Annotated in this window: 19 protein-coding genes, 4 tRNA genes and 1 pseudogene; 15 read left to right on the top strand and 9 right to left on the bottom strand. The window is 45.0% G+C overall.

The genetic code is table 11. The features are described 5' to 3' along the window. Positions 1 to 49 precede the first annotated feature (49 nt). The 5 genes from ACP7BU_RS05010 (at position 50) to ACP7BU_RS04990 (ending at position 5381) form a co-directional block, all read left to right on the top strand. Positions 50 to 307: a succinate dehydrogenase assembly factor 2 gene (locus ACP7BU_RS05010; RefSeq protein ID WP_004281484.1), complete on the top strand. Its 258-nt coding sequence runs from the start codon at positions 50 to 52 to the stop codon at positions 305 to 307. After that, positions 300 to 686, top strand: coding sequence for a hypothetical protein (locus ACP7BU_RS05005; protein WP_004281482.1), 387 nt, complete (start codon positions 300 to 302; stop codon positions 684 to 686). Before ACP7BU_RS05010 ends, ACP7BU_RS05005 begins: the two co-directional genes overlap by 8 nt. Before the next feature lie 534 nt (positions 687 to 1220). Then, positions 1221 to 2261, top strand: coding sequence for a hypothetical protein (locus tag ACP7BU_RS05000; RefSeq protein ID WP_004281480.1), 1041 nt, complete (start codon positions 1221 to 1223; stop codon positions 2259 to 2261). A gap of 67 nt (positions 2262 to 2328) precedes the next feature. Then, positions 2329 to 2901 (top strand): rhombosortase, encoded by a 573-nt coding sequence (rrtA, locus tag ACP7BU_RS04995; protein WP_005263745.1) that lies wholly within the window; start codon positions 2329 to 2331, stop codon positions 2899 to 2901. Between the two features lie 197 nt (positions 2902 to 3098). Further along, positions 3099 to 5381: a TRAP transporter large permease subunit gene (locus tag ACP7BU_RS04990; RefSeq protein ID WP_425879503.1), complete on the top strand. Its 2283-nt coding sequence runs from the start codon at positions 3099 to 3101 to the stop codon at positions 5379 to 5381. Between the two features lie 62 nt (positions 5382 to 5443). Here the strand turns inward: ACP7BU_RS04990 and ACP7BU_RS04985 are convergent. The 5 genes and pseudogenes from ACP7BU_RS04985 to rnr all read right to left on the bottom strand — a co-directional run bounded on the left by ACP7BU_RS04985 (position 5444) and on the right by rnr (position 12041). Continuing rightward, positions 5444 to 6325 (bottom strand): annotated as a pseudogene (locus ACP7BU_RS04985) (DMT family transporter). A 55-nt stretch (positions 6326 to 6380) separates the two neighbouring features. After that, the gene (locus ACP7BU_RS04980) at positions 6381 to 6815 is read right to left on the bottom strand and encodes a hypothetical protein (protein WP_425879505.1); all 435 of its coding nucleotides are present in this window, start codon (positions 6813 to 6815) and stop codon (positions 6381 to 6383) included. Between the two features lie 17 nt (positions 6816 to 6832). Further along, the gene (locus ACP7BU_RS04975; RefSeq protein ID WP_171054337.1) at positions 6833 to 7042 is read right to left on the bottom strand and encodes a YheV family putative zinc ribbon protein; all 210 of its coding nucleotides are present in this window, start codon (positions 7040 to 7042) and stop codon (positions 6833 to 6835) included. 40 nt (positions 7043 to 7082) lie between these two features. Then, complete coding sequence (locus ACP7BU_RS04970) at positions 7083 to 9137, bottom strand: M3 family metallopeptidase (protein ID WP_425879546.1); 2055 nt, start codon at positions 9135 to 9137, stop codon at positions 7083 to 7085. Between the two features lie 456 nt (positions 9138 to 9593). After that, complete coding sequence (rnr, locus tag ACP7BU_RS04965) at positions 9594 to 12041, bottom strand: ribonuclease R (protein ID WP_425879507.1); 2448 nt, start codon at positions 12039 to 12041, stop codon at positions 9594 to 9596. A gap of 263 nt (positions 12042 to 12304) precedes the next feature. Here rnr and ACP7BU_RS04960 point away from each other — a divergent pair. The 5 genes from ACP7BU_RS04960 to ACP7BU_RS04940 all read left to right on the top strand — a co-directional run bounded on the left by ACP7BU_RS04960 (position 12305) and on the right by ACP7BU_RS04940 (position 13700). Further along, positions 12305 to 12394, top strand: a tRNA-Ser gene (locus ACP7BU_RS04960). Between the two features lie 16 nt (positions 12395 to 12410). Next, positions 12411 to 12487, top strand: a tRNA-Arg gene (locus tag ACP7BU_RS04955). 48 nt (positions 12488 to 12535) lie between these two features. After that, positions 12536 to 12612, top strand: a tRNA-Arg gene (locus tag ACP7BU_RS04950). 118 nt (positions 12613 to 12730) lie between these two features. Next, positions 12731 to 13336: a dihydrofolate reductase family protein gene (locus ACP7BU_RS04945; RefSeq protein ID WP_191111872.1), complete on the top strand. Its 606-nt coding sequence runs from the start codon at positions 12731 to 12733 to the stop codon at positions 13334 to 13336. Between the two features lie 287 nt (positions 13337 to 13623). Beyond that, a tRNA-Arg gene (locus ACP7BU_RS04940) sits at positions 13624 to 13700 on the top strand. Positions 13701 to 13805: 105 nt separating this feature from the next. Here ACP7BU_RS04940 and ACP7BU_RS04935 read toward each other — a convergent pair. Then, positions 13806 to 15104, bottom strand: coding sequence for an SRPBCC family protein (locus tag ACP7BU_RS04935; protein WP_425879510.1), 1299 nt, complete (start codon positions 15102 to 15104; stop codon positions 13806 to 13808). A gap of 158 nt (positions 15105 to 15262) precedes the next feature. On the opposite strand from ACP7BU_RS04935, the gene ACP7BU_RS04930 reads away from it, so the two are divergent. Both ACP7BU_RS04930 and ACP7BU_RS04925 read left to right on the top strand, forming a co-directional pair. After that, positions 15263 to 15760 carry a YcxB family protein gene (locus tag ACP7BU_RS04930; RefSeq protein WP_191111874.1) on the top strand — a complete coding sequence of 166 codons (498 nt, stop codon included), beginning with the start codon at positions 15263 to 15265 and terminating at the stop codon, positions 15758 to 15760. A 37-nt stretch (positions 15761 to 15797) separates the two neighbouring features. Further along, a complete protein-coding gene (locus tag ACP7BU_RS04925; protein ID WP_005108618.1) occupies positions 15798 to 16439 on the top strand; it encodes a fumarylacetoacetate hydrolase family protein in 642 nt (213 codons plus the stop codon). A 52-nt stretch (positions 16440 to 16491) separates the two neighbouring features. Here the strand turns inward: ACP7BU_RS04925 and ACP7BU_RS04920 are convergent, their stop codons facing one another. Continuing rightward, positions 16492 to 17313, bottom strand: a complete 822-nt coding sequence (locus tag ACP7BU_RS04920; RefSeq protein WP_005108619.1) for an AraC family transcriptional regulator — start codon at positions 17311 to 17313, stop codon at positions 16492 to 16494. Between the two features lie 104 nt (positions 17314 to 17417). On the opposite strand from ACP7BU_RS04920, the gene ACP7BU_RS04915 reads away from it, so the two are divergent. Both ACP7BU_RS04915 and yddG read left to right on the top strand, forming a co-directional pair. Then, positions 17418 to 18356, top strand: a complete 939-nt coding sequence (locus ACP7BU_RS04915) for a DMT family transporter (protein ID WP_425879513.1) — start codon at positions 17418 to 17420, stop codon at positions 18354 to 18356. Further along, complete coding sequence (gene yddG, locus ACP7BU_RS04910) at positions 18353 to 19240, top strand: aromatic amino acid DMT transporter YddG (protein WP_425879515.1); 888 nt, start codon at positions 18353 to 18355, stop codon at positions 19238 to 19240. Before ACP7BU_RS04915 ends, yddG begins: the two co-directional genes overlap by 4 nt. A 28-nt stretch (positions 19241 to 19268) precedes the next feature. On the opposite strand, the gene ACP7BU_RS04905 is transcribed toward yddG, so the two are convergent. Next, on the bottom strand, positions 19269 to 20516 hold the full coding sequence (locus tag ACP7BU_RS04905) for a YihY family inner membrane protein (RefSeq protein WP_004645086.1): 1248 nt from the start codon (positions 20514 to 20516) through the stop codon (positions 19269 to 19271). A 113-nt stretch (positions 20517 to 20629) separates the two neighbouring features. Between ACP7BU_RS04905 and wrbA the strand changes: the two genes are divergently transcribed. Then, positions 20630 to 21226, top strand: a complete 597-nt coding sequence (wrbA, locus tag ACP7BU_RS04900) for an NAD(P)H:quinone oxidoreductase (protein WP_425879548.1) — start codon at positions 20630 to 20632, stop codon at positions 21224 to 21226. A 47-nt stretch (positions 21227 to 21273) separates the two neighbouring features. On the opposite strand, the gene ACP7BU_RS04895 is transcribed toward wrbA, so the two are convergent. After that, positions 21274 to 21726, bottom strand: a complete 453-nt coding sequence (locus ACP7BU_RS04895) for a hypothetical protein (protein WP_171488360.1) — start codon at positions 21724 to 21726, stop codon at positions 21274 to 21276. Between the last annotated feature and the right edge of the window lie 44 nt (positions 21727 to 21770).

Raw genomic sequence — 21770 nt, 5'->3', positions numbered from 1 at the left:
CAGCGCTTCAGGTAAACTATTCGGGTTTATAACGAGTTGGGGAAATTCGATGACTGATGACATCAGCTTAGAAGAGCGCAAAGTGATTTATCGTGCGCGTCGTGGTCTAAAAGAACTGGATGTATATTTTGATCCCTACGTAAAAAACCATTACCTGAATGCTGAGCCTTTCGAAAAACAGATGTTTGCAGAGCTGGTTGAGCAGGAAGACCCGGATTTGCTGGACTGGTTTATGGAAGTGTCTGAGCCGCCGCGTCCTGAACTAAAAGATTTTATCAAGAAGCTTAAATTTTACGTTCATGGATAATCGTTGCTTTAAGCTGAAACGCAGTCTCTGTGCATTGGCGTTTCAGCTTTTTATTTTTGCACTGCTGATGTATCTGTTGTATCAGTTATTGCCGATTGCACTTTGGGCAGTGTGCGCTGTCATAGGCTTGGTGATTTATCAGCTGTTTTACCGCAAGACACCACAGATTGAGCAGTTTGAATATCTGGATGGACGTGAATGGTCATTGACTACCAAAGCACGACCGACCCGTCGGGTATGTATTAGTCACGTAATTGATCATCAGGCGTATATTGTGGTGTATTTTCAGCATGCCAAGGCGCGACCTTTATTGATCTGGTGTGATCAATTGCCCTTCAAACAATGGAAATCCTTAAAATTATTGACTAAATTAATTTAGTTGTAAAACAAACGCATTTTAATGATTTAATTAAAATGCTAATAAAACAAATATTTAGACCAAATTCCTATTTTTATTGTCAGACAGAAATCAAGGTTAATCCATGACTTAGAGAAATTGTCTGACAATTTATTCCCTATGTTTTATTTTTAGCCTGTACATTTAACTCCCCAACAGCAACTACGGGAGACCTTAATGGAATTTCCAGTATGGATGTTTCTGATCGTAGCGATTGTTTTAACGCTGGTGATCGGACGACTCGGGACAGTGTTGAAGGATAAATTTTCATCTTAATCAAGCAGGGTTTATTATTTTTCTGCTTGTACAGTTAATAAGTAGCATGTGCTGAACCGTCGCAATGCTACTTTTTTTTGCCCAAAATTTGGTATTCTTCTAAATACAGTCAATTGCAGCGCGGCTATTTAATGGCAAAGTGTCTCGTCTAAATTAGAGTAAATACTCTTTTATTCACAAAATGCTTCTGATATCTTTAGCAGAAAGATGGACATAATCACAATTATAGAGGACAGGAAAATGTCAGACGTCCGTAAAATATGCCAAGGTATGGCGACCATTGCAATAACAACAACAGTTTTGACGGGGTGTTCTCAGGTCATTAAAACCGGTGCCAATGTTGCACTGGGTTTCACCGAAAACCATATTGTACCGCCGATTTTAGCGATGGATGATGCTGAAATGGTGTGTAATTCAGGGAATTCTTTAACGCCGGCCATTATGGCGACCAAAGAAATGGGGGCGGATCCAACACGGGTGGCCGTGCTGATGTATTCGGCTGCCGGTATTTGTGCCGAGCAAAAAGCGCTGGAAGCCGAGTTACGCTATTTACGTGCTTCAAAAACCAATCAGGTGGCAGAAGCTCAAGATGCCCGAATCGAGCAGAAGCGCTGGGCGGCACTGGCAGCACAGCGTCAATATACCGGTTATCAACTGTTCCAGAGCCGTTATGAAAAGAAATACCAAAAAGCCCTGGGTGAAGAATGCCCACGCATGAACAGTGATATCGAGCAAACGGTTTATCTGTTGGGTATGCTCAGTGGCTTGCAGGCCATGACCAATGATATTAACTCGGGTGGTGCAGTGCATGTACCGAAAGATATTGCTGCCGTGGTCGAGCGTGGCATGGTGTGTCTGGATAACGCGAAATTCTGGGGTGCGCCGAATGCCACCCGTGCGGTGATCTGGACTTTGTTGCCAGGCGCAGGGGAAGGCAAGCCTGACCCTTACCAAACATTAAAACAATCTACACAAATTGGTGAGCAAAAAGGTGTACGTTTATCTCATGCCTTGTATGCCGTAGCGGCTCAGGCCAGTGGCGATGATGCCAAAGTTCGGGATGCCTTGAAAACCTTTGCTCAGGCCCGTACGGAGGAAAAACCGGTAAATCCGCAATTCAAGCTGATTGACAGCATGGCCGCGATTATGGTCAGTGGCATATCAGATCGTTACTGGACAGAAAATACTGGTATACGTAGTGGCGATGATGGCATGCAACGTTTCTGGGATGAATCCGACAGTTCTTCCGAGCTCGATGATCTGTTCAGTGCGGATCTGTAATGCAGATACTATGCATGAAGCTTCAGGGATGAAGTCAAATTAGATGGTCAGGGAGGACAACAGGCCGATGCTAGATCAACATTTTCGACGAAAAATTATTTTTCTAGCGGCTTTTGTCTCTCTCTCTGCATGTCTGCAAATTTTTCAGGATCATTTTATCTACTGGCAAGAGAGTCTGCTGGGTGAATTCTGGCGACTCTGGACAGCGCACTGGGTACATGTGAGCTGGATTCATTACTTTCTAAACATTCTCGCCTTTATCTGTTTACCTTTCATTTTTCCACGCGCTACCGTCTGGCATTTCTGTGCCATTTTGCTGATCTTGCCACCGTTGATCAGTTTAAGCTTTTATTTTTTCTTACCCAATATTGAAGCCTATGCTGGCCTGTCGGGCGTGCTGCATGGTGCCTATGTCGCCGTAGCCTGTGTACATTTGCTGTATAAGCGGGAACGCGGCTTTGCGGCGCTGGTATTATTTTTGATTTTTGCCAAACTGGTCTGGGAAAACACCATTGGCAATGTCGGAATGGCGCAGCTGATCGGTAGTCCGGTTTTGGTTGAGGCACATTTACTTGGGGTGATTTGGGGCGTGATTCTGGCGCTGATCTATATTGTGAGCAATTATTTTCGGGATAATTAAAGTGCAGAGATAAATAATTTACTTGGCAGAAAATACAAAAAGAAAATATAAATTGTCATTTTTATTGTGCCAATTTTCATGCAAAGTCAAAACATAGAATAAAGATCCTGACCTTTGAAAAGGAATTTTCTAGGCAGAAGGGAAGATCAGCGTCCTAGACCAAGCATCAGGCCGCTAAAATAAAAATAGGAATACACATGCAAAATAATGATCAAAACAGATCAGGATTAGGTCTGTTGCGTTATATATGGACAGAGTGGATCTCGACCTTCGTCGTGCTGGTTTTACTTTTGCTCACTTTGATTATTGGCACCGGGGAAATGATTCACGGCCAGTTGCTGCGTATGGGGGAGCGTATTTACGGCGATCCGGCAACAGGAATGCAATATTCATTTTTAAGGGCTGAGCCGACGCGTCCACAATGTGAACGCAATATTAATGTCGATCAACGCGTTCAGCAGCAGATAAAAGCCGATGCAGCCGATGATTATGCCGACTTCTTCGGGGTGCGTTCGGAAGCGGATGTCCGTGCTGCGGTGTTACAGGCACAGCAGGTCTGTGAAGAATCCTACCTGTTTTATGATAAAGCCATTCAACATGTGCAAGCACATCCAAGTATTCGGGCTTATCGGACCTTTGAAACTTCTTTCTTTGGCATCTTCAAGTTTGGTACGGAAAACCGGGCTTTGCTTCTGGTCATCATGGTGGTCTTTGCTGCGATCAGTGCCACTCTAAAAACCCATCATATTGGCTTGCGTAGCCCGAGCACGCGTATCGACTTTAAAGTTTATTCGGTCGCCATGCTGGTCGCTAATGCTTTCCTGGCATTTTCATCCTATAGCCAATATCAGTCCGTATTGAACTCGGGCGTGCCGATGGGGGAGATGAAATACATCTACTGGTTGTGGATGATTCTGTTCAGCGCACTCACCCTGATCAGCTTGTATCAGGTGATCAAACAACCAAAACCAACACGTGAGGGTGGCAGTTTTGGTCTGGCCTTTCTGAGTGTACCGCTATATGCCTATATGGCCATTACTACCGGGATAAACTTCACTTTCTTTATGGACTATCCAATGGGACAGGGGATTTACCTCGGTCAATTGGTGGAGTTTTCTAGTATCTTTCTGAATTTGGCCTTGTTTATCTGGGTCGGTATGTTGCTGAAACAGACCCGTGTCGTGGACATGTTCCTGAATATTCTGCGTCCATGGAATCTGGCCCCTGAAACCCTGACCTGGTTAATCTTGCTGGCAGCTGCATTACCGACCGCCTATACCGGAGCATCAGGGATTTTCGTAATTGCCGCAGGTGCGATTATTTACAAGGAAGTCTGGAATGCGGGCGGACGCCGTCAGTTTGCATTGGCCGCCACTGCAATGTCTGGTTCACTGGGCGTGGTTTTACGTCCTTGCTTGCTGATTGTCGTGGTGGCATCACTGAATAAAGAAGTGACCACCGACTTACTCTATCACTACGGGATTTATGTCTTCCTGCTCAGTTCGACTTTATTCCTGGTAATTTCCCTGTTCTTTGCAGAAAACAAATTCCGGATTGCTGCACCTATTGTGGCTGCTCCTCAATCCGGTCGCGCCTTCATTGCGATTATTCCATATATCGTGATTTTCATTCTGATCTGGTTATTCTATAAATATGCCTTGTCGACTGACCTGAATGAATTTACCGCACCAGTGATGATGCCAGTCATTCTGCTGATGATTGTCTTGTTCGACAAGTTGCGTCATGAACCTGCGCCGTTGCCGGCAGTGGGGCATTGGGATGAAACTTTGACCGCAACTTTAAACTCAAGATCGGCACCTGAACTGGCGACAGCCGGTGCCGCAGCCAATGCAGAATATCGTGAGGCTGAACATAGTGAACAACCAGGCAAAGAATTGGCTGTTGATCATACTGTGCAGCGTTCAAAAGCGACTGAAATTTTGCGTAATGTCGGTTTCTGGAAGTCTATGCATATTTCGACCAGTGAGACGGTGGGCCATATTGGTGCCTTGGTCATTCTGATGGCACTTTCGGTGAGTGTGGGTGGCTTGCTGGAACGTATTGAAATTATGGAAGCCTTCCCGACCGACATCAGCAGTACCATTCTGGTGATTTCCCTGATTGTCGGCTTGATGATTTTTGTCGGGATGATCATGGATCCATTTGGCGCGGTGATTCTGATCTCGGCGACCGTGGCTCCAGTGGCCTATCAATACGGCATTCATCCAGTACATTTCTGGATGATTACCCTGATTGGTTTTGAGCTGGGTTATGTGACGCCACCGGTTGCGCTAAATCATCTGCTGGCCAGACAGTCGATTGGCGATGCCGAAGTGGCCGAGGCGGATGCAGAAGTACGACACTTGTCTTTCTACTACCGTTATGAACGCTGGATTTTACCAGTGATAGTATTGCTGCCTGCGATGCTGATCATTGCCTATGTGCCTTATATCTTTAAGCTGTTCGGCTGGTATCAATAAGAAAAAAGCAATAAAAAAGCACTTTCGGGTGCTTTTTTATTTATTTGATTTAAATTCGTTAATCAAATTTTGGATGAATTCAGGCGTTTTTGCAGAATTGGACTACACAGTAGAATCGCACAGAAAATCAGCCCCAGCCCAATCAGGCTATAAAGGTCCGGAACTTCCTGCCAGAACAGAAAGCCCCACATGCCGGCAAAGAAAATCGCCACATAGTTGACCGGTCCAATCTATCCTGCCGGAGCCAGCTTGTAGGCATTTGACATAAACAATTGGCTGAAATTGGCCAGGATGCCGGCAGTAATCAGATAGCTGAGTTCTGTCAGGGTATAAGGTCGCCATAGCCAGAACATCGGAATCACTGAAATCAGGGTGCCAATAAAGCAGAAATAAAACACGATTTTTTCCGGAGACTCAGTTTTAGTCAGTGCCCGAACCGTGACAAAGGCCACCGCCGCCAGAAAGCTGGCACTCAAGCCAATGACCGACATCAGGTTAATTAGACCCGAATCTGGTTTGGCGACACAGAGTACGCCGATGAAACCAATCAGAGCTGCGGCTAACATGCTTGTGGTGATTTTTTCCTTGAGAAATAGCCAGGCAATCAAAGGAATAAAAATCGGGGAAGAGTAGGTAAAGACCATGGCATTGGAGAGTTTTAAATGCGCGATGGCATAGAAAAAGCCGTACATGGCAGTCAGGCCGACCACTGCGCGCCAAGTGTGCATCCATAGTTTTTCAGTTTTGAAAAAACCAATGCCTTTATTGAAAATGAAAGGCAGGAAAATAAACAGCCCAACAAAATTGCGAAAGAAAACCACGGTAGCATTATCAACTGTTGTTGAGGCATAACGGATACAGACGCCCATGACTGAAAAGAGAAAAGCAGAGCAGGTCAGTAACAGAATGGCTTTAAGCAGATGCGGAGCGGCTGGGGCAGACATGGAAACAACTGAGCTAGAAGATCTGACGATATTCTAGCTGAAATGCTGTCGAGATTTACTGGCTTTGAGCAAGTTGTGCTTCAAGTAACTGGATCTGTTCCTCTTTCAGTTGAATCAACTGGTCGGCATCGCTATGCTGCGCATCCAGTGTGGCTTTTTGTTCATTGAGCTGAACTTGGATATCATCTAATTTAGCCACTTCTTCTTTGGCCAAACTGGCATTCTCCGGCACCGGTGCATCTAACAGCTGGTCTGATACCAGTGCTTTAGCTTCGATCGCCTCAGCTGCTTTCGCTGCCGCCGTATCTTCTTCAGTTTTCACCGCAGGTTTTGCTGTCGGAACAGCCGCGATATCTTCCTGATGCATGCGTTCCGCTTCATCGGAAGAGGCATTCAACCACTGATATAGCAATACCAATGCAACGACAGTAACTAAAGCCCCCATAATCCCCATTAAAAGTTTGGGGTTATTTCTTTGTTCTACTGACATAGCTTGAACCTTGATTTTTATTTTACTGAACGAGGTTTAAACTGAATCACGCCAACTTCATCTGGAACAGCTGGTGTTTCTGGTTGATCAACATGTGTGGGACGATTTTCTTCATAACCACATTCAATACATTCGATCCATTCATCTTCACCAGAGGTCAGCATGACGACGCGATCTAACGCCTGACATTTTGGACATTTTGCGCCTGCAATGAAACGACGTTTAATGGTCATCATACTCACCTTGTGATCAACTTAAAAAGCTAGTTTAAGCGTTTTTAGAGGGGTTCGTCCAACCTTGATGACGCAGCAATGCATCTATTTTTGGCTCGCGTCCGCGGAAATTGATAAATGCGTCAAGTGCTGTGTCTTTTCCGCCAACTGCGAGGATATTTTCCCGAAACTGCTTTCCGGTAGTGGTATTAAAAATACCTTCATCTTCAAAGCGGTCAAAGGCATCACTGGCCAAAACTTCGGCCCATTTATAGGAATAATATCCTGCTGCATAACCACCGGCAAAAATGTGACTGAAGCTGTGCTGGAAACGGTTATAGTCGGTGGTCGGTAGGACCGCATACTTTTCACGAATCTCATTCAGAGTAGCCTGAACCTGTGTTGCATTTAAAGCCGGATTGGCTCGGTGAATACTCAGGTCAAACAGGGCAAATTCAAGCTGACGCAGGGTTTGCATGCCAGACTGGAAGAAACGTGCATCGAGCAGGGCCTTGAGCAGTTCAGCCGGCAAGGATTCTTGGGTTTCGATGTGCTCGCTGAGCAGATCTAGACTTTCCTGATCCCATGCCCAGAATTCCATAAACTGGCTTGGCAGCTCAACGGCATCCCACGCCACGCCATGGGTACCTGCTACCGCAATATTGTCCACTTCTGTCAGCATATGATGCAGGCCATGACCAAATTCATGGAACAGGGTAATCACTTCATCATGAGTCAGCAGTGCAGGGCGATTACCGACGGGTGGAGTAAAGTTACCGACCATATAACAAATCGGTTTTTGCAAGCCATCACTGGTCTGCATACGGGAACGGAAACCGCTCATCCATGCACCGCCACGTTTGCCCTGACGTGCATATAGATCAAAATAGAAACCGCCAATCACCTGACCCTGATCTTCTAATTCAAAATAACGTGCATCCGGATGCCATACAGGCGCTTCACGTTCAATCACCTGAATGCCATACAGACGATTAACAATACTGAACAGGCCTTGCAGGATTTTCGGTGCAGGGAAGTAAGGTTTAAGCGCTTCCTGTGACAAATTAAATTGCTGCATTTTCAGCTTTTCAGAATAATAGCCACTGTCCCACGGTTGTAGGTCACGGATGCCATCTTCAGCAGCAATCGCTTTCAGTTCAGCAATTTCCTGTTCTGCTGGTGCGCGGGCATGCTCTGCCAGATCACGCAAAAATTCGTCTACTGCCTCTACACTCGGTGCCATTTTACTGGCTAAGGACAATTCCGCATAATTATTAAAGCCAAGCAGTTTTGCCATTTCCAGACGCAGACTGAGGATTTCTTCGATCAATGCAGTATTGTCAAACTCGCTCTGTTCAGCCTGATCTGACGCGCGGGTAGTATAAGCTTTATAGAGTTCTTCACGCAGAGGACGATTTTCTGAATGGGTCATGATCGCCAGATAAGACGGGAAATCCAGCGTAGCCACCGGTTGATCCAGTTCACGTTGCTGACCATATTGTTTTAACAGCTCAATATTACTGGTAGATAGACCCGCTAACTCATCTTCATTTAGCGGTCTGAAATAGGCCTGAGTCGCATCTAGCACATGGTTGGAGAAGTCGGAAGATAATTGGGACAGACGTGCCGAAATTTCCGCATAACGTTTTTTCGCTTCACCCTCTAACGCCACCCCAGACAGTTTGAAGTCACGTAAGGCCAGTTTAATGGCGCTTCGCTGCGCTGCCGGCAGTTCATTATAAATCGACGCATCATAAATATGCTGATAGGTCTGATAGAGCGCCGTATGTTGACCCAGTTGCGTATAATATTCGCTAAGACCCGGTAAAAGTGCTTGATAGACATCACGGGTTTCGGCATTGTTCATCACGGCATTTAAATGCGACAGGATGCCCCAAGACTCACTCATATTGTTTTCAAGCGTGTCGACATGTTCCAGTGTAGTCAGCTGCTCCTGTACTGAAGTAGGTGTTTCGGTGAGTTCATTTAGGAACTTTTGCCCCTCAGCAATACAGCTTTCAATCTTTTGTTTTAGCTCAGCCAGCGTAATCTGATCAAATTGCGGAACAGGCAAAGTTGCCTTTTCTAAAGTCATGTCGGTCTGCCAAATTAATTTTCAGTGTTAGTTCTAGAAGTAAGGCTTCTTGATCGAGAAATCAAGCTTGACCGGTGATTTATTCTGAAGCAGGAGGTATCGAGATTTATTCAATCTCGTTCACAATGATGTCCAAGCTACTTTTACTAATGTTGAGTTATAGTTCAACTGATTGGTGTTGCTCGCTGAAACTCCGAAACAGATAGTTTAAGAATAGGCAGAATTCCATAGTCTGTTTCAAAGAAATAGGAAATATGTCTTTGCAGATCTTTGAATTTCACTGCTTGAGTGTAGATCAAAATAGGAGGCAGTTTTCCTGTCAGTTTTGTTTAGAAATAGGGAAGGTACCTGATCAGACTGATCTAAGTTGATGATTCGATGCGGTAAGTATTTTTACTCTAATCGTATTTATTCTGGATAAGGTTTAAAAGAAAAAAGAGCGCCGTAGCGCTCTTTTTAAACCATCAAAAATTATTCAGTCTTGGCTTTTGCATTCGACTTTTTCTTTTTGACCTTGGCCTTTTTCTTTACTTTATCTTTAACCTTTGCTTCAGACTTTCCTGCAGATGGTTTAGCAGACTTTTTACTGTAAGAGCTGGGTTTTCCTTTTCCTTTTTTGCGTCGTATGGGCTGTTCTCCATCGGCGCTCAGGTTGGATTTAGATTCACGTTCATTGTTGCCGAACACTTCTTCTGTCGCGGCTGGACGTGATACTGGTTTTTTCTCACTTACGCGTGGTGCACGGGCACGAACTGCACGGCCAGCATGGCTGAGTTGTTGCACCAGTTCAAAGTCGATCTTGCGCTCTTCCAGATTTACACCGGCAACCTTGATTTTGACTTCATCGCCCAGCCCAAAGACCTGACCACGGTTCTGGCCGATCAGATTCTGGCTGCTTTGATCAAAGACGAAGAAGTCGTCGCCTAGCTGGCTGACATGCACCATACCATCGACATACAGGTCTTTTAACGTTACAAACAGGCCGAATTCTGCCGTCGCACTGATGATACCGATAAATTCTTCGCCCAGATGCTGCTGCATATAATGGCATTTCAACCAGGTCGTCACCGAACGTGATGCTTCATCTGCACGACGTTCTGTCGCTGAGAAATGGTCACCAGCTTCATCTAAAGCACCCCCTGAAAGTGGAGATGGCTTGTTATTTAAATGCGCTTTGATTGCGCGATGCAATAACAAATCCGGATAACGGCGAATTGGTGAAGTGAAATGTGTATAGGCTTCATAAGCCAGACCATAATGGCCTGCATTACTCGCGCCATAATAAGCCTGCATCATGGAGCGTAATAACACCGCATGAATACTTGGTGCATCAATCCGTTCTTTGGTCGCTTCAATCACCGCCTGATAATCTTTCTGAGTCGGCTGTTCCGGGAAATTCAAACCCAGCAGCTTGACGAAGTCACGGACTTTCTGGATACGTGAGAACTCTGGTGGCTCATGCACACGGTACAACATTGGCATTTCATTTTTCAATGCATATTCTGCGGCTGCCACGTTGGCCAGCAACATACACTCTTCAATCAGCTTATGCGCATCATTACGGCTGCGTGGAAGAATTTCTTTAATTCCGCCCAGTTCGTCGAAGGTCATGTAAGTTTCAACAGTTTCAAATTCCATGGCATGGCGTTCAGCACGTAAACTTTTAAGAACTTGATAAAGTTGGAACAGGGTGTTGATCGACTTGCGAACTTCGCGATCTTCGGTAATCGCCTGGCTGTCACCTTCCAGATACTGTGCGACCTGATCATAGGTCAAACGTGCCTTGGAATGCATGACAGACGGATAGAACTCAAAACCGGTGACTCGGCCAGCACGTGACAGTTTTAAATCACAGACCATACATAGGCGGTCAACGTTCGGATTTAACGAACACAGGCCATTCGACAATGCTTCAGGCAGCATCGGTAAAACGAAGTGCGGGAAGTAGACTGACGTCCCGCGTTCCTGCGCTTCATCATCTAGCGGTTTGCCTGGACGTACATAATGGCTGACATCGGCAATGGCCACGACCACACGATAGCCACCACCCGGACGTTTTTCGGCATAAACGGCATCATCAAAGTCACGTGCATCTTCACCATCAATGGTGACCAAGGCTAAATCACGTAGATCCACACGACCTTCACGGTCTTTGGCCGTTGGCTCTTTAAAGCTCTCGGCTTCTTTAACCACTTCTTCCGGGAATTCATAAGGCAAACCATATTCTAAAATGGTTTGTGGAATAATGATTTCAGTATCGGCCTTGTCTGCCATGGACTGCACAATATGTCCAGTCGCGAATTCTTCACGGGTCGGATAGGTATCAATCGCCACACGAATAGAGTCACCCAGATTAGCCTGGGCATGTTCGATCAGTTCTTTTTCAAGGGTGATTGGCTGATGCGCATTTGGGTTGGCTGGCTGGATAAAGTATTCACCATCATATTCTGACACTTTACCAATGATCTGTTTGACACGATGCTGCACAACTTCAGTAATATAGCCCCAGGCTTTACCTTTACGGTCTACCGAAGTCTGACGCACTTTAACGCGGTCACCATTAAAGACCAGGCGCAGTTCACGCTCAGCCAATAATAAGTCGTCCTGGCCGGAAATGTTGGCAGTTCCCATCCCCCGGGAATTGATATAAACCGTCGCTTCGGATTCAGGTTGCTCGACGGCAATCTGAAACTTGTAGCCGTCTTTCATCAGTTGCCCGTCACGCACCATCGCAATTAAACGATGGCTTAGGGCATCAATACTTTTTTGATCTGCAATTTCAAAATGTTCGACCAGGTCTGCATGGGACTGGGCATTGTTCTTTTCGATGGTTTCTAAAATGAGCGTGCGGCTAGGGATAGGGTTGTCATAACGTTCGGCTTCAGCTTTTGCTTCAGGATCGACCCAGTTTTTCATCATGTCTTTAAATTTATCTTAGGAGATAGGTTTAGCATAAAACATGTGTGCGCAGACTGCACGTAAATGATTGCAATAATCCATTTAAGTTTTCAATTTTCTGTTAATTTTCGATAACTGGAAATTTATGCAGTTTTTTTGCCATCAAAATGCACGAAAAATCGAGGAATTGCTTAAAAAGTATTTAAACGAGCAAAAATATGCACTTTTTTTTGATGCTGCGCTTGCAGTGCCATGCCGAAATTTGTATTATGGCCGCACGTTACGGTGAGATGGGTGAGTGGCTGAAACCACGTCCCTGCTAAGGACGCATACGGGTAACTGTATCGAGGGTTCGAATCCCTCTCTCACCGCCACGCTTACTTATGTCGCGCGCTCATAGCTCAGCTGGATAGAGCACTTGGCTACGAACTAAGGGGTCGGGAGTTCGAATCTCTCTGAGCGCACCAAGTAAGTTAAGCAAAAAAACGTATTGCCAACCTAGGCACACAAGTTACGCGCTCATAGCTCAGCTGGATAGAGCACTTGGCTACGAACTAAGGGGTCGGGAGTTCGAATCTCTCTGAGCGCACCAACTTGAACAATTAACCGCACATGTTGCGGTTTTTTTGTGTCTAAAATTTACAGAAACACCAGACATTACATGCTAAAAATAAGTCTCAGGCGAGTGAATAAAAATAAAGGCAGTCGTGATGAGAAAAATCATTGTCCAGGAGTTTTTGACCCTCGATGGCGTGATGCAGGGGCCCGGCGGCCCAGAAGAAGATATATCTGGTGGCTTTCAATATGGTGGCTGGGTGGCGCCGTATTTTAATGCGGAACCTGATCCGGCATTTGATGTCATTATGCAAAAATGGATGCAGCCCTCCGATATTCTTTTAGGGAAACATACTTTTCAGATTTTTGAATCTTACTGGCCCACACATACTGAAGACTGGCCGGGAATCAATGACGTCAATAAATATATTCTTTCTACTAGTCTGGAGCATTCCGACTGGCAAAATACCCTTTTTCTGAAAAGCATTGATGAGATAATCAATCTTAAAGCATCGGGAGAGGGGGATATTCGCGTGTATGGTAGTGCTGCAGTGGTACAGACACTTTTCAAATATGAGCTTGTGGACGAACTTCGTCTGCTGACTTTTCCAATTATACTCGGTGTTGGCAAAGGCCTGTTTAGCCATGAATCAATACCCGCCGCTTTTCAATTGATAGATCATCTGGCCAGCTCAAATGGTATTGTGTTTACGCATTATCAAAGGGCAGGAGAAGTAAAGACTGGAACAATAGGCGAGTGATAAAGTGTACAAGGATGATGGTCGTTTTATATTTGAATTCTATTCTGGCTGAATACCTGGTTAAGAATACTTAAGGCTGACCCATTGCGTAGTGATGGAATTTTTGGAAAATACAAGCCTCTTGATTGAATTAATTAAGTGTTTTTAGCTCTAAATCCGCAGAAATTTTCAGCAGAAAACTATAAATTTTGATACATCGTTTAATTACTGTACATTCAGTTGTGATTTTATTAAAAAACACTTAACAAGACTGAAAAAGCTCGTATAATGCACCCCATCAAGACGTCGCGCTCATAGCTCAGCTGGATAGAGCACTTGGCTACGAACTAAGGGGTCGGGAGTTCGAATCTCTCTGAGCGCACCAATCTTGATAAGAATTCTGAAAAAACCGCACGTTGATGCGGTTTTTTTACGTCTGTGATTTTTAACTATTTTTCATATAAAAAACCAATAACTCTCTGCTTCCTGCTCATCTTAATTTCTGCTGCACTTTCAGTGCATAAACGGTATTACCACCCACTGCTGGTAAAATATCATGATAGGGCATGCTACGCATGGCTCTTAATAAGAACGACGCCTGATCGTGAATTTTCATGCTGCTGGTAATTTGAAATAAGGTACCTTGTGACTGCGGCAATAAGCGCATGCCACCTTTTACAAACTTCAAGTCGCCACCATTGGCATTAAACTGGTTTTGCAGGGAATCAGGCTGGTAAAAACGCATCTTGAAATTAAATGGAATTTGAATCACACCCAAACCCACCGACACCTTATAGTTGGCATCTATATTCTGAGTATTGACCGAATTGAGTTCGACTTTCTTGATCTGCCGGGGGAAAAGTTGCTGGGTTGCTTCAGCAGCCAACCACGGCCGCAATTTTTCGACCGGATGCGCAAAATATTGATAGGTGCTGCTAAATCTTAAATTTTCTGAGGCTTTTCCTTCTTTAATCTGATAGTTCGGCAAAATGAAACTGACTGGTTGGCCAGATTTTTGGCTGATCTGGGCAATTTTTTGTAGCTGTTGAGGGTTGAATCTCATCTGCGGAATTGGAGTTGCTAGTGCCGCTGTATGATCGGTTTCAAAGCGCTGTTGTAGTGCTTCCAGTAGAAATGCATTGGTACTCGGCGGAATGCCGAGTTTGGCTTCAGGCAGCGCATTCAGGATTTTACTGAATAAAAAGCCTTTGGGCTGATTCAGGTCGCCCCATTGGGTGACAGTCACCAGCGTTTTATGCGGACCCAGTGCAAACCATTCCAGTTTTCCCGCACCATAGGGAATTGGCGCATCAATAATTAAGGTGCTGATGCTGTTTTCACCCAGATGATGCTGCATCACTACGGTTTCTTTAAAGTTCAAGACTGGAATCGGGGTCGGGATATGAACCTGATATTTAACCTGCTGAATCGAACCCTGCTGCTCCAGCACTTTGGCCGACTTTAAGGTCGGAAACAGGCCGACATAATTCGGATAATGGCGCAGCAATTTTTCGACCTGAGCTTCAGCTACCGGTAATACCACAGCCGCACTATAAAACTGTGTCTTGCTGGCTGCATTACTGTTTAAGGTGGGAAGCTGGGTTTTACTGGTTGGATGCGCATAAATCAGAATCCGCTCGCCGGTTAATTCTGCCAGTTGCTGGGCATTGCCTTGATAAGCACTCAGACTGCTTGGTATTTCGGCATTCCAGGGAATAATCTTGGCCAGTGCTGGGACAGAAACTGCCAAACAAACACCGATGAGCATGCATTGCTTTAATTCTTTCATTCAACATCCTGTTGCGTATTTTTTGTTTTAATTGCTGTTTATTTAAAACCAAATGCACGTATTTCCAAAGCAAAGTTATGTAATTGATGCGACAGGCCATAAGCGCTATGGATATTTTGGTATAGTATTGGGCAAGATTTTATTTTTGATGTGATGCTATGACTGAGTCAGCACCGACTTTATCGACCCGTTATTTTCTGACTTTAGAAGAATCTCAGGATGGTTTTGCCCTGGCAACGTTTGGTAAAAAGCAGATTTCACGTTTTCTGACGCCTCTGGTCAGTATCGGGATCATCGTCTGGGGTTTCTCGATGGGCTTTGATGGCGTTGGACGTTATTACGTGGCTTTGGGTGCATTCTTCCTGATACTGCAAGGCATCATGCGTTACTGGTTCCTGCCGATGATGTTTAAACGCCAGTTTGTTAAATATCAGTTTGGTAAAAGCGAACAGGGTATTGATTTGTATCAGGACTATGCGGAAATTTTTACCAATGATCGTAGCAAGCTGGTGCCATATAGCGAAGTGCAGAATTTTGCTGTTGGTAAACTGACTTATATGCTGGAATTGAAAAACCGTACCGTGGTTATTGTGCCGAAGCGTGCATTTAAGGACGGCACTGAACAGAGTATGTTCGAGCATACATTTAAAAAATAATTCAGATATCTATAAAAGGAAAAGGGAAGTTTTGATCATGAGCACACGTCCATCCAAAATCGTTTGTGTGGGTCGCAGTTATGCCGATCATGCCAAAGAACTCGGCAATGCGATCCCTGATCGTCCGGTATTGTTTATCAAGCCACCGAGTGCCTTAAGTTCGCTCGAAGCAGGCATTGAGTGGAATCCGGAATGGGGCAATTGCCATTATGAATGTGAACTGAGTTTGCGTATTGACCGGACTTTAAGCAAAGAAAGCGATCCTGTGAAAGCACTTGAAGCTGTGGGTGCGGTGACTTTAGGTCTGGACTTAACTTTGCGTGATTTACAGGATGATCTCAAGAAAAAAGGCCAGCCTTGGGAACGTGCCAAAGCCTTTGATGGCTCTTGTCTGTTGTCGGATTGGGTACCTGTCGCCGATGTAGTCACTGACTGGAAAGATGTGCATTACACACTGCAAGTCAATGATGAGCTACGTCAAAAAGGTGATACCGCTTTATTGATATTTGATATTGCGACCTTGCTGGCTGACATCAGTCAGGTCTTTACTTTGGAAGAAGGCGATGTGGTGATGACCGGTACCCCGGCAGGCGTTGCGGCATTGCATTCAGGCGATCAACTGAAAATGACGCTGAAGGGGCAGTCTCAGGATTATGTCTGGACGACTTTTGTGAAATAACCAAGATTTTAAATTAAAGGAGCCAATGGGCTCCTTTTTCATATGCATCATTTTATTCATTAACAGTATAACGCTTGCGAAACTGATCTGGGGTGCTTCCCATCCAGCGTTTAAACATGCTGATAAATGCCGAGGCATTGGCATAGCCCAGATCAAAGGCAATGCTCTCGACACTATGCGCTGCATTTAATAAAGACATGGCCTGCATCACTTTCAGGCGTTGCCGCCATTCATGTAGTGACATTCCCAATTCTTTCTGGCTGTATCGGGCTAGCGTCCGCTCGGTTAAATTGACGCGTTCGGCCAGTTGCTGCAGCGAGCTCTGATCTGCCGGATGCTGATGTAAATAATCTAAAATCTGTTTCAGCAATGCATGTTCTGAATGCGGTAGATAACTGCTGACCAGTTGGGCTTGCTGGAGCTGATCAAGCAGCACCTGTAGCAGACGCTGATATTCAGCTGAATTCTCGAATCCCGGATGATCTTGCTGATGTAGTTGTTTCAGGTGGGTAAATAAAGCAGTGACCAAGGGGGCGCTGAGCAGGATGCCCGGTTGAGTGGGCAGTTGGCTACAAAGTGATTCATGCACATACAGAGTGCCATGAGAAACTGCGGTACGGTTCAGACCACGATGCTCTAAATTCGGTGGGAGCCAGATGCCGTGAGGTGAAGGCGTCACATAATTTATATGATTAATATTCACTTCCATCACGCCATGAAAAGCATAGACAAATTCTCCCCAGGCATGGCCATGTAGCGGATAAACAGATTGCGCAGGATCTTCCCTGAAACTGATCCACAGAGGTGCTTTAATCAGATCATGGGTCGGAAGTTGCTTGAGCGAAGCTGAATCTGCTTGGATTTTTTTATGCATCACCGAAATTGCCTGAATAACACCATCATTTGTCTGTTTTGAAGTATATCTTTTATTTCTGACACTTTTATAGTGTACCTTCCAAATGAGCAACAGGACCGTATGTGAGCCAGCGTCAGGCATTAGATGCCAAAGCATCTGCCATCATGTTTGTATTGTGTATGTTGTGGGGTTTACAACAGGTGGTACTGAAGTGGGCCGCGAATGATATTTCAGCCCTGATGCAAATTGCCTTGCGTTCAGCCTTGTCTGCGCTGATGGTTTATCCCCTGATTCAGCAGAGCGTGCGCCGTCAACTCTGGAATGCACGCTATTTACCTGCAGGATTACTAGTCGGTGTGTTGTTTGCAACCGAATTCTATCTGATTGGTGAGGCACTGCGTTATACCTCAGCCTCGCATACGATTGTTTTACTTTATACCGCGCCGATTTTTGTGGCTTTGGGTTTACACTGGAAATTGCCGGCAGAGCGTTTGTCTTCTGTGCAATGGGGCGGAATATTTCTTGCCTTTAGCGGAATTGTAGTCAGCTTTCTGTTACGTCCACAGACAGAATCAACTTTACAAACTGATGCCTTGTGGGGAGATTTTCTGGCTTTGCTTGGCGGCGTATTCTGGGCAGCCACCACAGTCAGTGTACGTCTGAGCCGGCTGGCTGAAGCACCTGCAACCCAGACTTTGTTCTATCAATTATTGATAGGTGGAATGCTGTTATTGCCTCTGGCTGTTCTGACTGGACAAGCAGCCATTCAATGGACGGTGTTGTCTATTTCCAGTCTGGTTTTTCATACCGTGCTGATTTCCTTTGCCAGTTATCTGATCTGGTTCTGGATGCTGAAGCATTATCTGGCATCGCGTCTAGGGGTATTTTCCTTTTTGACCCCTGTATTCGGCATGCTGTTCGGCATACTGATTCTGGATGAACATATCGAAATCAATTTTATTATCGGCACCTGTATGGTCATGCTGGGTGTGATTCTAGTGAGTTTGCAGGGATGGCTGAAAAAACCGAATATCAATAAAAGCATTCAAGAGCAAGCATGAAAATCTGGTCTGTAAATTTAGCGACCTGGATTGGTCTGTCTTCTATTCTGATCTGCGCCAGTCTGGTCGCCGTAGTGAAACTGATTACTGAATCCACCAGTGCAGTGCAGGGGATTGCTTTAATTTATAGTTTTAGCAGTCTGGCGATTTTTGCGTTCACCGGCTTTCCAAAAATCATGCAAATGTCCAAGCGTTATCTGCTCGGTTGTGGCGCTTTATTTGTGGCTTATGAGATTCTATTTCTGGTTGCTGTGGCATGGTCGGATAATCGTGAACAGGTGATGCTGATTGCCATGATCAATTATCTGTGGCCACCCTTGATGATTGTTTTTTCGATTTTTGCCCGACAGTTGCAGGCCCGCCTCTGGGTGATTCCAGGCTTTCTGCTCGCTGTGATGGGACTGATGCTGGTGGTCAATCCAGAAATCACTAATCTGCCGAAGTTTATGCAGGCTTTAGCTGAAAATCCTTGGGCCTATGGCTTTGCCTTTCTCGGCGCTTTGTTGTGGCCTTGCTACTGCGTTCTAACTAGGACCTATGGCCGCGGACAAAATGGTGTACCGATTTTCTTTTTGGTCGCTGTAATTAGCTTATGGTTCTTACATTTAGGATTAAACGAACCTTTTATCATGCCCACATTCAAGCTATGGTTGGGAATTGCAGTGGTGGGTAGTCTGATTGGCATCGCCTATAGTAACTGGAATCAGAGTATGCAGTTCGGCAATATCAAGGTGCTGATTTTAGCCACCTATTTTATGCCGATTCTTTCTTCGGTCATGTCAATGCTGATTCTGGATGTCAGACCCGAACTCAGTTTTTGGATCGGGACGGGTTTGGTGACTGCAGGCGCTATAGTCTGCTGGAAATCTACCGCTATCAGTTAAAAAAATCCTCTCAAGCGAGAGGATTTTTTTATTTATGTCGGAACAGTTCGGACAATGGAAAATTGAGTTTTTCTTCCAGATATTGATCGGTTTCCTGTAATCTAGGTGAGAAATTTTGCATCCAGATGTCATCAGTCTGGGCATTGGTGAGATGGTTTTTGCGTGGCAGTGGATAGGGTAATTGCAGATAAAAATTCCAGAAGCTGACCTGATCCAGATCACGAACCAGCACATATTCATTTTCATCGGTACGTTTGATCAAATTCTGCTTTTCAAACATGGCGACATAGCTCGGCCAGCGTCCAATTTCATCCCGGCCCAGCACTTCAAGCGCTTGTGCTTCACTGATGCTTTCACCGGTTTTTTGCTTTTTATAAAATAATTCTAACAGATCCAGCAGCATGACGATGGGATGGCGTTTATTGTCCTGCCCAGATTCAAACGCCGTCAGGGCATAGCTGATTTCAACCCCCAATAACACAATAATCCACGACAGATAAATCCAGAGCAGGAAAATCGGCACGGCGGCGAAGGCACCATAGACGATCTCATAGCTGGTAAAGTTTGACATGATATAGCCAAACAGATTTTTCAGCAGCTCAAACACCACGGCACTAAATAGACCGGCAATAAAGGCAGATTTAAGCGGTACACTGCGATTCGGGATGGTCCAGTTCAAAATGAAAAATCCGAGTACAGTCAAAGAAAAGGAAATCGCCCATAGGACAAAAGCGCCATCAAGCTCATAACCGGCAAAGTTATTGCTGAGAATGCTCATGGATGCCACGGTCGAAGAAATCACAAATGCACTGCCGAGTAAAATCGGCCCGAGCGAAATGATGGTCCAGTAACGCATAAAGCCCATAATTCCGCCCCGCGTTTCAGTCACGCGCCAAATGCGGTTAAACACCGTTTCGATACTGCTGAGCATCAATACTGTCGTCACAAACAAGAACAGAATACCAATGATGGTGAGATTGCTGGATTTATCGGTAAAGGCATTCAGGGCCTTATCAAAGGCAATTGTAGTTTTGGGTAAAAAATTACTATAGATCAGTTGTTGCAATTGCTGCCGCGCAGGTTCCAGCGCTTTAATGGAAGAGATAATTACCAGAAAAACCGTCAGCATCGGCACCACCGCAAACAGGGTAGTGTAGGTCAGGGAACCTGCCTGTTCGCGACAGCGGTCTGCTTCAAAGCGTCGAAGTACAAATAAAACAAATTGAAACCAGTGTTTTTCATAGAAAGGTAATTTCTTTAAATACTTAACAATCATCTGCATCCAATCTCAATTTTTTTAATCATCATGAATTTTCACCATCAGCTTAACCAAAAAACTTGCAAAGTATCGTATAGTTTTATTTTTTTAAGTAATGAATAAGAACCATGATGCAACCTTATGTCCTTGTTTTATATTACAGCAAATATGGCTCAACCAAAGAAATGGCGCATCTGATTGCCAATGGAATTGAAGCGGCAGGCGTGGCAGTAAAAATCAGGACAGTTCCAAATATATCCAGCATGGTAAAAGTCGCTGAACCGAGTATTCCGGCGGAAGGGGATATTTACTGTACTCTGGACGATCTGGCGCAATGTGCCGGCCTGGCGCTTGGTTCACCGACCCGTTTTGGCAATATGGCCTCTGAAATGAAATATTTTTGGGATCAGACCACGAGTCTGTGGCTGAATGGAGCGCTACACGGTAAACCGGCTTGCGTGTTTACGGCATCAGGTTCCATGCATGGCGGACAGGAAAGTACTTTGCTGACCATGCTGCCGCCGTTGTTCCATCATGGCATGATGATCATGGGGCTTAGTAACGCAACACCGGCACTCTCGAATACCAAAACTGGTGGTACGCCTTATGGCGCTAGTCATGTCAGCGGCCCACGGCATGATCAGGGCCTGAGTCAGGATGAAAAAATTCTGTGTGAAGTACAAGGCAAGCGTTTAGGTGAAGTGATACTGAAACTCAATCGAGTCTGACAAGCACTCACAGGAAATGAAGAATGAACTTCATTTCCTGAATTTTATTAGGCTTCTTTTTGATCTTTTTGATCTTTTTGATCTTTTTGATCTTTTTGATCTTTTTGATCTTTTTGATCTTTTTGATCTTTTTGATCTTTTTGATCTTTTTGACTAAATCTGTATTTGCATTTCAGACATTGATAATCCTGAAACAGATTACGGTCGACAGAAACCCCGGCTTTTTTCCCCAGAAAATTACCGACCACACCGCCGGTAATCCCGACACTGATTGCACCGACAAAAGTGCCTACGGTTCCGCCGACAATCACACCTAAAGGTCCGGCTACTGTACCAATTGCAGCGCCAATCGATGCACCTGAAGCAGCGCCACCCACAGTCCCTGCAGTTGCACCCGCTGAACTCATGAGAATGCCGCCAATTTTCTTTAAATTCTGTTCATGATCGCGCTGTTCGATATCAGCTGAGCCACATTTAGGACATTGCATAGATTGTTCCATCAAGGATTGAGATGTGCTTGTTTTAGGTTTGTCGGGAATAGGAT

The sequence above is a fragment of the Acinetobacter sp. 40AMC3-4 genome, from assembly GCF_049898185.1.
Classification (GTDB): domain Bacteria; phylum Pseudomonadota; class Gammaproteobacteria; order Pseudomonadales; family Moraxellaceae; genus Acinetobacter.
The sequence above is the reverse complement of the archived record's forward strand: the minus strand, read 5'-3'. Positions and strand labels throughout refer to the sequence as shown.

What these genes read in the sequence shown, in the direction of transcription:
- rnr (WP_425879507.1), bottom strand. Translation starts at nt 12,041, where the DNA reads ATGATGAAAAACTGGGTCGATCCTGAAGCAAAAGCTGAAGCCGAACGT.
- yddG (WP_425879515.1), top strand. Translation starts at nt 18,353, where the DNA reads ATGAAAATCTGGTCTGTAAATTTAGCGACCTGGATTGGTCTGTCTTCT.
- ACP7BU_RS05010 (WP_004281484.1), top strand. Translation starts at nt 50, where the DNA reads ATGACTGATGACATCAGCTTAGAAGAGCGCAAAGTGATTTATCGTGCG.
- ACP7BU_RS04930 (WP_191111874.1), top strand. Translation starts at nt 15,263, where the DNA reads ATGACTGAGTCAGCACCGACTTTATCGACCCGTTATTTTCTGACTTTA.
- ACP7BU_RS04920 (WP_005108619.1), bottom strand. Translation starts at nt 17,313, where the DNA reads ATGCATAAAAAAATCCAAGCAGATTCAGCTTCGCTCAAGCAACTTCCG.
- ACP7BU_RS05005 (WP_004281482.1), top strand. Translation starts at nt 300, where the DNA reads ATGGATAATCGTTGCTTTAAGCTGAAACGCAGTCTCTGTGCATTGGCG.
- wrbA (WP_425879548.1), top strand. Translation starts at nt 20,630, where the DNA reads ATGCAACCTTATGTCCTTGTTTTATATTACAGCAAATATGGCTCAACC.
- ACP7BU_RS04935 (WP_425879510.1), bottom strand. Translation starts at nt 15,104, where the DNA reads ATGAAAGAATTAAAGCAATGCATGCTCATCGGTGTTTGTTTGGCAGTT.
- ACP7BU_RS04990 (WP_425879503.1), top strand. Translation starts at nt 3,099, where the DNA reads ATGCAAAATAATGATCAAAACAGATCAGGATTAGGTCTGTTGCGTTAT.
- ACP7BU_RS04905 (WP_004645086.1), bottom strand. Translation starts at nt 20,516, where the DNA reads ATGATTGTTAAGTATTTAAAGAAATTACCTTTCTATGAAAAACACTGG.
- ACP7BU_RS04945 (WP_191111872.1), top strand. Translation starts at nt 12,731, where the DNA reads ATGAGAAAAATCATTGTCCAGGAGTTTTTGACCCTCGATGGCGTGATG.
- ACP7BU_RS04980 (WP_425879505.1), bottom strand. Translation starts at nt 6,815, where the DNA reads ATGTCAGTAGAACAAAGAAATAACCCCAAACTTTTAATGGGGATTATG.
- rrtA (WP_005263745.1), top strand. Translation starts at nt 2,329, where the DNA reads ATGCTAGATCAACATTTTCGACGAAAAATTATTTTTCTAGCGGCTTTT.
- ACP7BU_RS04895 (WP_171488360.1), bottom strand. Translation starts at nt 21,726, where the DNA reads ATGGAACAATCTATGCAATGTCCTAAATGTGGCTCAGCTGATATCGAA.
- ACP7BU_RS05000 (WP_004281480.1), top strand. Translation starts at nt 1,221, where the DNA reads ATGTCAGACGTCCGTAAAATATGCCAAGGTATGGCGACCATTGCAATA.
- ACP7BU_RS04925 (WP_005108618.1), top strand. Translation starts at nt 15,798, where the DNA reads ATGAGCACACGTCCATCCAAAATCGTTTGTGTGGGTCGCAGTTATGCC.